Origin of the sequence: Aliidiomarina sedimenti (genome assembly GCF_003986955.1) — a bacterium.
Classification (GTDB): domain Bacteria; phylum Pseudomonadota; class Gammaproteobacteria; order Enterobacterales; family Alteromonadaceae; genus Aliidiomarina; species Aliidiomarina sedimenti.
Window position 1 is genome coordinate 251379 of the sequence record NZ_PIPN01000002.1, and the last position, 11824, is coordinate 263202.

10 protein-coding genes are annotated in these 11824 nt (G+C 54.5%); all 10 read left to right on the forward strand.

The window, feature by feature from the left end; genetic code table 11:
- Positions 1-135: 135 nt before the first annotated feature.
- Complete coding sequence (gene dinB / locus CWE12_RS05875) at positions 136-1206, forward strand: DNA polymerase IV (RefSeq protein ID WP_126788744.1); 1071 nt, start codon at positions 136-138, stop codon at positions 1204-1206.
- 80 nt (positions 1207-1286) lie between these two features.
- Complete coding sequence (locus tag CWE12_RS05880; RefSeq protein ID WP_126788745.1) at positions 1287-2459, forward strand: dicarboxylate/amino acid:cation symporter; 1173 nt, start codon at positions 1287-1289, stop codon at positions 2457-2459.
- An 89-nt stretch (positions 2460-2548) separates the two neighbouring features.
- The gene (gene purE / locus CWE12_RS05885) at positions 2549-3034 is read left to right on the forward strand and encodes a 5-(carboxyamino)imidazole ribonucleotide mutase (protein WP_126788746.1); all 486 of its coding nucleotides are present in this window, start codon (positions 2549-2551) and stop codon (positions 3032-3034) included.
- A 4-nt stretch (positions 3035-3038) separates the two neighbouring features.
- Positions 3039-4136, forward strand: coding sequence for an ATP-grasp domain-containing protein (locus CWE12_RS05890; protein WP_126788747.1), 1098 nt, complete (start codon positions 3039-3041; stop codon positions 4134-4136).
- Between the two features lie 95 nt (positions 4137-4231).
- Complete coding sequence (locus CWE12_RS05895; RefSeq protein WP_126788748.1) at positions 4232-6466, forward strand: sensor domain-containing phosphodiesterase; 2235 nt, start codon at positions 4232-4234, stop codon at positions 6464-6466.
- Positions 6447-7937 (forward strand): glycerol kinase GlpK, encoded by a 1491-nt coding sequence (gene glpK / locus CWE12_RS05900; protein ID WP_126788749.1) that lies wholly within the window; start codon positions 6447-6449, stop codon positions 7935-7937. The genes CWE12_RS05895 and glpK overlap by 20 nt, the downstream gene beginning before the upstream one ends.
- Positions 7938-7975: 38 nt before the next feature.
- On the forward strand, positions 7976-8425 hold the full coding sequence (locus CWE12_RS05905; protein ID WP_241984146.1) for a cytidine deaminase: 450 nt from the start codon (positions 7976-7978) through the stop codon (positions 8423-8425).
- 16 nt (positions 8426-8441) lie between these two features.
- The gene (gene deoC / locus CWE12_RS05910; RefSeq protein WP_126788750.1) at positions 8442-9239 is read left to right on the forward strand and encodes a deoxyribose-phosphate aldolase; all 798 of its coding nucleotides are present in this window, start codon (positions 8442-8444) and stop codon (positions 9237-9239) included.
- Positions 9239-10585, forward strand: a complete 1347-nt coding sequence (gene deoA, locus CWE12_RS05915) for a thymidine phosphorylase (RefSeq protein ID WP_126788751.1) — start codon at positions 9239-9241, stop codon at positions 10583-10585. The genes deoC and deoA overlap by 1 nt, the downstream gene beginning before the upstream one ends.
- 14 nt (positions 10586-10599) lie before the next feature.
- Positions 10600-11802 (forward strand): phosphopentomutase, encoded by a 1203-nt coding sequence (locus CWE12_RS05920; protein ID WP_126788752.1) that lies wholly within the window; start codon positions 10600-10602, stop codon positions 11800-11802.
- Positions 11803-11824 lie beyond the last annotated feature (22 nt).

The window sequence follows — 11824 nt, forward strand, 5'->3', positions numbered from 1 at the left end:
TTGCCTGGGGGGTTATCACCGTACTTAGAGGTTTAAACCTCCGCCGATTATAGCCACAAACCTTGCTCGGTTAAATAGCTGTCTCTTTTCATTACCATTCGTATGGGAAAAAGATCACTGTGATAAACTCAGTGGATGGACCCACATGACCGTAAAATTGCCTTACTTGACCTCGATGCCTTCTTTGCCGCGGTGGAAGTAAAAAAAGATCCAGCGCTGGCAAGCGTGCCGTTTGCAGTAGGCGGTGGTGGTGAGCGAGGAGTGGTCGCAACCGCCAATTACCTAGCCCGCCAGTTTGGTGTCCGCAGCGCCATGCCCGGCCATCAGGCGCGCCGGCTATGCCCGCAGCTGCATTTTGTGCGACCCGACATGGCTGCCTATAAAGATACGTCAATGCAAATCCAGCAACGTTTACTTGAAGTAACGCCGCATATGGAACCTGCCTCGATCGATGAGTTTTATCTCGACCTGACTGAAAACCAGCTGTGTAAGGGCAGTGCGTCAATGACTATGGAGATGATCCGTGACGAGTTAAGGGACTTTGGGGTCACTGGCTCTGCCGGTATATCAAACCAGAAGATGGTCGCTAAAATTGCCTCGGAAGAGCACAAACCCGACGGCCAGACCCTAATTACACCTGATCAGGTATTCAGTTATATTGGTCAGTTGGCACTGGCCCGGATTCCAGGGATCGGGCCCAAAAGTCAGCAACGTTTACACACCATGGGTTGGCATTACGGCGCCGATATCCAGGCATTGCAACTCGACCAACTGCAAAAAGTACTCGGCGACAAGGCGGGCTATGTGCTCCACCAGCGCTGCCTGGGGATTGATCTTCGCGAGGTCGTTACCACCCGCGTCCGCAAAAGCGTCGGCACCGAAGAAACCTTGCGTCAGGATCTGACCTCGCTGCGCGCAGTGGAGCAATTCACGGAACGCGAACTGCTGCCATCGTTAAAGCGGCGCCTGCGTATTGACCGCTGGCAGGATGCCCGCATCAAAACTCAGACCGTTAAGCTGAAGTTTAATGACTTTCAGCAAACGACGGTCTCCCGCGCCAGCAATCGTATCAGTCCCTCGATATTTTATAGCCTGCTACGCGAAGCCTGGGATCGGCGAGCGTTGCGCTCAGTTCGCTTAATTGGCATCAGCGTCACCCTGCCCGACCCTGACTCTTCACGTCAGCTTGAGTTAGACCTCGAGTAAGCCAACACTGGTCGGCTAACGCCGTTAGCTCAGCTGTGGTAATCTCCGTTACCCCCTGACCAACCTGTTACAGCTGTATTATGAAACTGATATTGAAATTAATTGCCGGTATTCTCGGCGGCATCCTGATTGGCCTGTTCGCCCCGGAATGGCTGAACCGTGTTTTGCTCACGTTTAAAGATCTGTTCAGCGAATTGCTCACCTTCACCATTCCTTTATTAATTTTATTTTTTATTACCAGTGGGATCGCAAATCTGCCGCAAAAGTCCGGCCATTTGCTTGGGCGGACCCTGGCTATTGCCTACGGCTCGACTATTGTCGCCGGTAGCATGGCCTATTTTATAACGGCGGCCGTGGTGCCTTCGCTCACCGCAGCAAGCGGTTCGGTTGAAAATCTCGGCGCCCATGGCGTGCTGCCATTGCTTACCCTTGAAATCCCGCCATTACTCAGTGTTATGACAGCACTGGCAGCCGCTTTTGTGTTTGGCCTCGGGATCAGCGCACTGCAGGCTACGTCGTTGCGTCAGGTTTCAGACGAAGGTCGTGACGTGATTGAACTGCTGCTAACCAGAGTGATTATTCCACTGCTGCCGTTTTACATTGCCGGTGTGTTTGCTGACCTGGCGCTGTCCGGTACCGTGTTCGCAACCCTGCAGACCTTTGGCATTATCCTGCTGTTGGCCGTCGCCATGCACTGGCTCTGGCTCAGCATTATGTTCGTCAGTACTGGCCTGGCCATGGGCGAATCCCCCCTGCGCCTGATCAAAAATATGCTACCTGCCTATTTTACCGCACTAGGGACCATGTCCAGTGCCGCAACCATTCCTGTCACACTGCAGGCAACCAAGCAAAATGGGGTCAGCAAACGCATTGCCGACTTTACCATTCCGCTGTGCGCCACTACGCACCTGTCGGGCTCGATTATCACCATCACTACCTGCGCCGTTGCTGTCATGGCAATGCGCGAAGGGCTCGCTATCCCGAACTTCTTCGACATGCTGCCATTTCTGCTGATGCTCGGCGTCGTCATGCTCGCCGCACCAGGCGTCCCCGGAGGAGCCGTCATGTCCGCCATTGGTCTGCTCACGAGTATGCTTGGCTTCGGCGAAGGGGCGGTAGCGCTAATGATCGCACTCTACATGGCACAGGACAGCCTGGGCACCGCCTGCAATGTAACCGGCGACGGCGCCATTGCCCTGTGGGTGAATAAGTTTGCGAAGAAAAACACTAACGCAACAGATGACAGTGCCTAAGCAGTGCTTTTGTTCAATAAATCTGCTAAAATCCAGCGCTTTTCAAATCTAACTGGAAAGCGCACTTCGCGCTCAAAGAGGCAAGAATCATGGCATCCGTACTGATTTTAATGGGCTCGCAATCCGACTGGCCAGTCATGCGCCATGCAGCAACCATGCTGGATGACCTGGGTGTCGACTGGGAAGCCCGCGTGGTTTCGGCCCATCGCACCCCGGACTTACTGCAAAGCACGATGCAGGAAGCCGAACAGGGCAATGTCCGGGTGATCATTGCCGGCGCTGGTGGCGCCGCGCATTTGCCGGGCATGTTAGCAGCTTTCACCCACCTGCCGGTATTTGGGGTTCCGGTGCAGAGCCGCACCCTAAAAGGCATTGATAGCTTATTGTCGATTGTGCAAATGCCCAAAGGGGTCGCTGTTGGCACCCTGGCCATTGGCGATGCCGGTGCAGCCAATGCTGGCCTGCTTGCCGCACAGGTAATTGGCACCCATGACAGCGATGTAGCCGGACGTATTAAAAGCTTCCGCGCAGCGCAACGTGACAAAGTAATGCAGAACTCAAAGCTGGAGTTATAACGTAGTGAATATCCTTATTCTGGGGAATGGCCAGTTGGGGCAAATGCTTGGCCGAGCCGCGATACATTATGGGCACGCATGCCTGTTAGTCGATACCAAAACGGACCAGGTCATGCCGGTCGCCGCCTACGAACCATTACCCATGGATATCGCCGCGGCGACTGAATGGGCCGACGTGGTCAGTTGGGAGCACGAACAACTCGCCCCTGCGCACGTTGCCATTTGCAAGGCTAAATTTCTGTCGCCCACCGACAACATCCTGGCATTAACGGACCGCGAGCTGGAAAAGTCGCTGTGCGATGAACTCGCCCTGGCGACCTCGCCATGGCAGGCTTTCAAGACCCGGGATGAGTTGCAGGCCTGCCTGCAGCAGACACAAAATGCGGTGGTAATTAAAGCAGCCCAGGGCGGTTACGATGGACGTAGCCAATGGCGTCACAACCCACAAGCGGATAGCAATATAGCATCTGAGTTGCTGCAACAAGCCGGCGCCCAGCGCGGTATTGTCGAAGACATGATCGACTTCACCTGTGAAGTTTCCCTTGTCGGCGCGCGCAATGCGCAGGGCGACATTTGCTGCTTCCCGCTGGTCGAGAATGTCCACCGCCAGGGTATCCTCAGTCATACCCTGGCTGGACTAACCGAATTGCCAGAGCATTTACAGGCTCAGGCCGAAGACTTCTTCAAACGTTTGACCGACCATTTGCAGTATGTAGGCACCCTTGCAATTGAGTTTTTTGTGGTTGGAGAGGCGAGTAGCGCGCGCCTGCTAGTGAATGAAGTCGCTCCCCGCGTACATAATTCAGGTCACTGGACACTGACAGGCAGCAGTTGCGATCAGTTTGACCTGCATATTCGGGCTATTACCGGTATGCCATTTCCGGCAGCATTGAATACCCAGGCTACGGTTATGTTAAACGTGATTGGGGTCAGTCAGATCGCCGAACATCTGTGGCCAAGCGACGCCGACCCATACTGGTATGGCAAAGATGCCCGCCCCGGACGTAAGGTCGGTCATATTAACTGGCGCACCACGAGCCGTGGTGAAGCACTGGCCTTCGTTGATCGCGAGCAGCCGCAGGCACAACAACTGGCTGACTGACATCTGGCTGCGCCGTAAAGAAAAACTGGCTGTCGAATGAACCATTCAGTATTTATGAACGTTTAGATAGCACACTCTTTATTTCAGTTGGGTTCATGAACGCAGCCTCCATATTTCAGCGGCATTTTGCCCGATTACCTGTTTGGCAATGGCTCTTTCTGGCCGTTGCCACCTTAGGTCTGTCCGCTGCGTCCCGCTTGCTCACCTTACCTGATGTCGCCTTTTCGGCTTTGTGGCCAGCCTCAGGTATATTCCTTGGTGCTGTGCTCGCGCTGGGTAACCGCCCGTTATGGATACTGGTCCCTTGCATGGTGTTCTGGTCATCCATGCTGATGAATGAGCCCTGGGCCATGGCGCTTTCCGGTGCAGCAGGACTTGCCTGCGGAAGTCTCGTTGCGCGACTATTGATTGAACGCGGCAAACATAGCATCAGTGCTCGCGGCACCCTGTCCCCTCTGCATTATCTTCCCAATCTGTATTTTAAGGGCGCTTTCGTCGGTAGCGGTATTTCCTCGTTAATCGGCTCCCTTGGCTATCGTTTCTCGGTGCCGGCCGCCGCCGAATTCGCCTGGCAGGATGTCTGGCTAGTCTATTGGCTGCTCGAGGGCCTCGGCGTTATTCTCTTCGCGCCACTGTTTTTCTTTATGCTGCGCCGACCGTCGTTTACCTGGCAGTCCATTCGCGTCGATTTTGCGAAAAAGCCGATCCTTATCTGGGCCATCATGGTGCTCCTGGCAATCACGTTGTCAGTTATTCTCGGCCAACTGGGCGACGACCGTTACGCGCCCATTTTCGCCCTCGCTCTATTCCCGCTGGTCTGCTGGTTTGCCTCTGAAGCCAGCCCGCCGTCCCTGGATAGTATCATTCCAATTTTTGCCGCTATCTTCGTTGTTTTTTCCATTTACCAGTGGGGTGGGTTACCCGCCGTTGAGGACATTACCGGACTACTCCGCGTCTTACTTCAGGTTGGTTTTCTGGCAGTTATGGCACAGCTGGTCGCTAATATTAATCACCAGCGCCACCTGCTGCTCGACCGCTTTCGCCGTCAGGCGTATCAGGACTATCGCACTGGCCTGGCAAATGACCGTGGGTTATATCAGGAAATAAAACAGCTACTGGAAACCAACCGTAACGGTCAGCATTATCTGGCTTACATTAGCCTGATCGATATTCAAATCATCAAAGAGTTATTAGCGCTGGACGGTGCCATAACCGTCGAGAGCGTTCTGACCCAGCAATTACAGCAGTTTGCCGTAGACAACGCCGTGATCGCCCGCTTAAGCGAGGGCCGCTTTGCCGTACTCCTGCCAAACAGCACTAAAACCCAGGCCGAGATAGCGGTCAATGACTTGCAGCAACGCTTGTCGCGGCCAGTGGATGAAGCCGGGATGCGCTCCAATTTACGTATCTCGATCGGAGTCACGCCGGTTAATGGCCAGCTTTATAGCCCCCAACAGTATGTCAGTGTGGCTGCTCAGGCGGCTAATATTGCCAAGCAGCATTCGTTGAATGTGTTCTGGGTAGACAACCCCAAACAGGTTGCCGCGGACCACTACACCAAGCTGAATCGCTTTGGATTATTAAAAGACGCCATCGAGAACGATGAACTTGAACTCTTTGCTCAGGAGATCCGTGCTCTAAGGGAGCCGGAAGAAGGCAGAGCCTTTGAAGTCCTGGTGCGGATGCGTGACGAACAAGGCGAGCTTTTAACCCCCGCCCAGTTTATGCCAGCCGCCGAGGCTTTTGGCCTGATGCCCGCACTCGACCGCTGGGTTATCCACCACACGATGGCGTTTCTTGCCGCCGACAGCACTCGTCTTGAGGGCACCTGCAAATGTGCGATCAACCTCTCCGGGGCATCATTGTCAGACCCTGATCTTGCTAACTACATTGCCCAGCAACTGAGTTATTTTCAAATACCGGCGAGCAAGCTAACCTTTGAAATAACAGAAACCGAAGCTATAACCAGCACCCAACAGGCCACCAAATTTATTCTTGATGTGCATGCACTCGGCTGCCGGGTTGCCCTTGATGACTTTGGCACTGGCCTGGCGTCGTTTGAATACCTGCGCCAATTCCATTTTGACGAGATAAAAATCGATGGGGTTTTTATCCGTGAACTCGCAAACAACGACGTCGATGAGAGCATCGTCAACGCAATTTGTAAGGTCGCGGCCGCAATGCAACTCAAAACTGTTGCTGAGTTTGTGGAGAACGCTGATTTGTCAGATCGCCTGGCAAACCTTGGCGTGGACTACGCGCAAGGGTATGGTATTGGCAAACCTCAACCAATAGGCGACCTCTTCACCCATGGCAAACGCTCAAGCTGACACTTATCTTCTGGCCCTCGACCAGGGCACAACCTCCAGCCGTGCCATCTTGTACAACTCACTGCTACAACCTCAGTGCAGTGCCGCGTTTGAATTCGAACAGCATTATCCGCACAACGGCTGGGTGGAGCACGATGCCGAAGACTTGTGGCAAACCACGCTGCAAAGTTGTCAGCAGGTTATTCGCGACAGTGGTATTGAACCACACCAGATTAGAGCACTGGGTATCACCAACCAGCGTGAAACGACCTTGCTATGGGAGCGTTCGAGCGGCAAAGTTTTATCCAACGCCATCGTCTGGCAGGACCGACGCACCGCACGGTTTTGTGACAACTTAAAGCAACAGGGACTGGAACCCTTGTTCCGCGAACGTACCGGGTTGTTGCTCGACCCCTACTTCTCGGCAACCAAGCTGCGCTGGTTACTGGACAACGTGGAGGGCGCTCGCGACGCTGCCCGGCGCGGCGAACTTTGTTTTGGTACCGTCGACTGTTACCTGCTCTGGCGTCTGACCAACGGTAAGGTCCATGCGACCGATGCCAGCAACGCCTCACGGACACTGCTGATGAACTTAGCGACCCGGCAATGGGACAACGAATTGCTGGAGATCCTTGATATACCTGCCTCGGTGTTGCCTGAAATCAGAGACAATGCCAGTGATTTCGGCCATACCGACACCGAATTTTTTGGCCACCCTATCGCAATCTCAGCCATGGTTGGCGATCAGCAAGGCGCATTAATAGGTCAGGCATGTATTCATAAAGGCATGTTAAAAAGCACCTATGGCACCGGCTGCTTCGCTTTGCTCAATACAGGTCCGAGCCCGATATTTTCAGACAACCGACTACTCACCACGCTCGCCTATCAGCTTAACGGCGAAGCGACCTACGCCCTGGAAGGCAGTATTTTTATGGCCGGCGCCATTATTCAGTGGCTCCGCGATAGCTTAGGCGTGCTAAGTACGTCAGCGGAGAGCGAAACCCTCGCCGAAGGAGTTGATTACCAGCAAAGCGAAATTCTGGTGCCAGCTTTTACTGGCCTCGGTGCCCCCTATTGGGACCCTGACGCACGAGCAGCGTTGTTCGGTATGACCCGCGATACCGGTCGTGAAGAACTGGCAGCTGCCGCGTTAAAAAGTGTCGCCATGCAAAGCCAGGATTTACTGCAGGCAATGGCCGGTGATGGTCAGCCCGCAACCCGTTTGCGGGTTGACGGCGGCATGACGGACAACCGCTGGTTTTTACAGGCGTTGAGCGACATGACCGGACTGCCGGTGGAACGGGCCGCTATCAGTGAGGCAACATCGCTCGGCGCTGCCTTTTTGGCCGGGCTGCAGAGCGGGGTTTTCAGCAGCCTTGACGATATAACGGCGCTGCATCAGGTCGATATTGAGTTTAACAGCAATCTGAGCGCGTCAATTCGCGATGAGATCCGGCAAAGATGGTTAGCCGCAGTGGCCAAAATCCGCTAAACTACTTGCCCTTTTTTTATTGTCAGGGTTGATTGAAAGTGACTAAACAACTTTCGCAACAAGATCGGCAGCCCGGTCCTGATCACGAGGCTATGGTAGAGCTTGCGCGTCAGGCTATGGCAAAAAGCTATTCGCCCTATTCAGATTTTAAAGTCGGCGCGGTGGTGGTCAGCCGCAATGGCAGCGTATTCAGTGCCTGCAATGTCGAGAACGCCTCCTACCCGGAAGGTACCTGTGCCGAGGCCGGTGCCATTTCAGCAATGGTGATGGCGGGAGAACAGCGAATTCAGGCTATCTACGTCATTGGGGCCGGTGATGGTCTGGTCAGCCCCTGTGGCGGCTGTCGTCAGCGTATCCGCGAGTTTGCCGATAGCACAACCACCGTTCATATTTGCGGTCCGGAAGGCATTCGTAAATCGCTTCTGCTTGATCAGCTACTACCCTATTCATTTGGTCCGCAGCATCTGAACGTCACACAGGCGGATTAACCAGCAAGGAACCTCTATGAACCAGCAAGCCAGACAACAGATTGCCGCAAAAGCCGTCAGCCTGCTCGATCTGACCAGCCTCAACGATGATGACAACGAGGCAAGTATTCGCGCGCTGTGTGAACAGGCCGTGGTAACCGACCACGACGGCCAGGCGCATAGTGTGGCAGCACTTTGTATTTATCCGCGCTTCATTCCCTTTGCCCGTGAAACCCTGGATGCGCTCGGCTTCTATCAGGTGCGTATAGCGACGGTCGCTAACTTCCCCCATGGCCGTGCTAATATTGATACAGCGGTAAAAGAGACCCAGGCTTGTGTTGCCTATGGCGCTGATGAAGTCGATGTTGTGATGCCCTATCAGGCGTTACTCGACGGTGATGAAAAAACTGTATTTAACTTAATTGCTGCCTGCAAAGCGGCCTGCGGAACCCATGCCCAGCTAAAAGTTATCCTCGAAACAGGTCAACTTGAATCTGCTCAGCTGATTAAACGCGCCAGCGAACTGGCTATCCAGGCAGGTGCAGACTTTATCAAGACATCCACCGGTAAAGTAGCCGTCAGTGCCACCCCTGAGTCAGCCCGAATTATGCTTGAATGCATCGCAGCACAACCACGCCAGGTCGGTTTCAAACCTGCCGGAGGAGTGCGCAACCTGGATGACGTCACCACCTATTTTAACCTGGTAGAAAACAGCGTAGGGGCTGAACGATTGACCCCGGCGCTATTCCGTTTTGGCGCCAGCTCATTGTTGAACGCCTTAAAAGACGAGTTGACGGGTGCAAAAACCACGTCATCCGAGCAAGGAGCCTATTAATGTTACCGCAGGAAGTTATTCGCGCTAAACGAGACGGAAAAAACCTCTCAGATGAACAAATTGCCTTCTTCGTCAACGGCATTACCAAAGGCACCGTGACCGAAGGCCAGGTCGCTGCGTTCGCTATGGCGGTGTACTTTAACGGCATGAACCTGCAGGAGCGAGTCGCGCTGACGCGTAATATGATGCACTCCGGCAGTGTCCTCAAGTGGGATGATCTCGACTTACCCGGCCCGGTAGTGGACAAGCATTCAACTGGCGGTGTCAGCGACATGGTCAGCCTGATGCTGGGGCCTATGGTTGCCGCCTGCGGCGGCTATGTACCGATGATTTCGGGGCGAGGGCTTGGCCATACCGGCGGCACCCTGGATAAATTCGACAGCATTCGTGGCTACAACACCAGCCCCGATTTAGCGACCTTTCGCGATATCGTAAAAAATGTAGGGGTCGCGATTATCGGCCAGACCAGCGATCTGGCGCCAGCGGATAAACGTTTCTATGGCATCCGTGACGTCACCGCGACCGTGGATTCAATGCCGCTGATCACAGCTTCTATACTGTCGAAGAAATTAGCCGCAGGACTCGACGCGCTGGCGATGGATGTGAAAACCGGTAGTGGCGCCTTTATGTCTACTCTAGATGATGCTACCGGGCTGGCCGAGAGCATCGTGAAAGTGGCAAATCAGGCGGGTGTTCGCACCTCTGCAACCATAACCGATATGAATCAACCGCTTGGTAGTACCGCTGGCAACGCGGTGGAGATGCTTGAAGCGGTAGACTACCTGACCGGTAAACATCGTAACCCACGTCTGCACCAGGTCACCATGGCCTTGTCCGCACAAATGCTGACGCTGACAGGCTTAGCCAGCAATGACGAAGACGCTCATCAGCAACTTCAGCGTGTGCTCGATAATGGTAAAGCCGCTGAAGTCTTTGCGCAGATGGTGCATGCATTAGGTGGCCCGTCCGACTTTATTGACAAGCCGATGGCCGCGATGCCCGCTGCCCCTGTGATAGTGCCAATCCTTGCTGAGCAAAGCGGTTTCATTCATCGTATTGAGACCCGCGATCTCGGTTTGGTAGTCGTCGAGTTAGGCGGTGGTCGCACCAACCCTGCAGACCCGGTTGACCATGCAGTCGGTCTCACTCAGCTACCTGAGGTGGGCGACCGGGTTGAGCAAGGGCAGCCAATCGCCACCGTGCATGCCCGCACCGAACAGGCAGCACAACTGGCTGCTCAGCAGCTGCGTGCCTGCATCGAAGTAACCAGCACGCAACCTAAGCCAACCCCGGTTGTCTATTCCACTATCAGCCCGCAACAAGCGGAGCAGATCCGCATCGACTAGCGACGAGGTGAGCCATGCCGCGCAGTATTATCTTAATGATGGATTCGTTTGGCGTAGGAGCCAGTGAGGACGCCGCGGAATTTGGCGATACCGGGGCGAATACACTCGGCAGCATAGCGCGGCATGCCAAGCTTAGCCTGCCCAATCTGGAGCGCCTAGGGCTGGGCCTGTTGGCCGAACAAGCCAGTGGCGAACGCCCGCAAGGCCTTACCTACAACGGCCCGGTAGACGCCTTATACGGCTACGCCGCTGAAGTCAGTCGCGGCAAGGACACTCCAAGCGGGCACTGGGAAATGGCCGGCGTGCCGGTACTGTTTGACTGGCATTATTTTCCTCAGCAGGCACAGTGCTTTCCGGCGCAGTTTATCCAGCAACTGATTCAACGTAACCAGTTACCCGGGGTGCTCGGTGAATGTCACGCATCCGGCACCACCATCCTGGAGCAGCTCGGTGACCGCCATTGCCAGAGCGGCATGCCGATCGTTTACACCTCGGCAGATAGCGTGCTGCAGATTGCGGCCCATGAAGAACACTTCGGCCTCGAGCGACTACTCGGGCTTTGCGAAGATGCCCGTCAGTTACTCGATGACATGGAACTGAATGTAGGCCGTGTTATTGCACGACCTTTTGTCGGTGGCAGCCAAAGCGGTGACTATACCCGCACCGGCAATCGCCGCGATTATTCTGTTTTGCCGCCAGCTGACACCGTTCTTGACCGGTTAAAAGCAGCAGGCGGTGAAGTTATCAGTATTGGCAAAATTGCTGACATCTATGCTCATCAGGGCATTACCCAAAAAGTGAAAGTCAGTGGCAATGACGATATTTTCGCGGCCACTCTGGAAGCAATGCGTTCAGCCCCGGATAACAGCCTCATATTCCCGAATTTCGTCGACTTTGATAGCCAGTACGGCCACCGTCGGGACATTCAGGGCTACGCCAATGCGCTTAACGAGTTCGACGCGCGGTTACCACAGTTGATCGCGCAGTTAAAACAAGGCGACCGGGTCTTCATTACGGCCGACCACGGCTGTGACCCTAGTTTCCCCGGCAGCGACCATACCCGTGAATTTGTTCCGGTAATTTGCTTCGGACCGGGCGTTAAAGGCGCAAGTATAGGCCGACGCGGCACTTTCGCCGACATTGGCCAGAGTATTGCTACTCACCACAACCTGCCGCCACTGGACTATGGAAAAAGCTTTCTAACTTTGCCAAGCTAAGCCTAGTATTCCTTAGCTAAGA

Bases quoted from the DNA above. Each gene is read 5' to 3' on its own strand.
- dinB (WP_126788744.1), top strand. From the start codon at position 136: ATGGACCCACATGACCGTAAAATTGCCTTACTTGACCTCGATGCCTTC.
- deoC (WP_126788750.1), top strand. From the start codon at position 8,442: ATGAACCAGCAAGCCAGACAACAGATTGCCGCAAAAGCCGTCAGCCTG.
- CWE12_RS05895 (WP_126788748.1), top strand. From the start codon at position 4,232: ATGAACGCAGCCTCCATATTTCAGCGGCATTTTGCCCGATTACCTGTT.
- glpK (WP_126788749.1), top strand. From the start codon at position 6,447: ATGGCAAACGCTCAAGCTGACACTTATCTTCTGGCCCTCGACCAGGGC.
- CWE12_RS05920 (WP_126788752.1), top strand. From the start codon at position 10,600: ATGCCGCGCAGTATTATCTTAATGATGGATTCGTTTGGCGTAGGAGCC.
- purE (WP_126788746.1), top strand. From the start codon at position 2,549: ATGGCATCCGTACTGATTTTAATGGGCTCGCAATCCGACTGGCCAGTC.
- CWE12_RS05880 (WP_126788745.1), top strand. From the start codon at position 1,287: ATGAAACTGATATTGAAATTAATTGCCGGTATTCTCGGCGGCATCCTG.
- deoA (WP_126788751.1), top strand. From the start codon at position 9,239: ATGTTACCGCAGGAAGTTATTCGCGCTAAACGAGACGGAAAAAACCTC.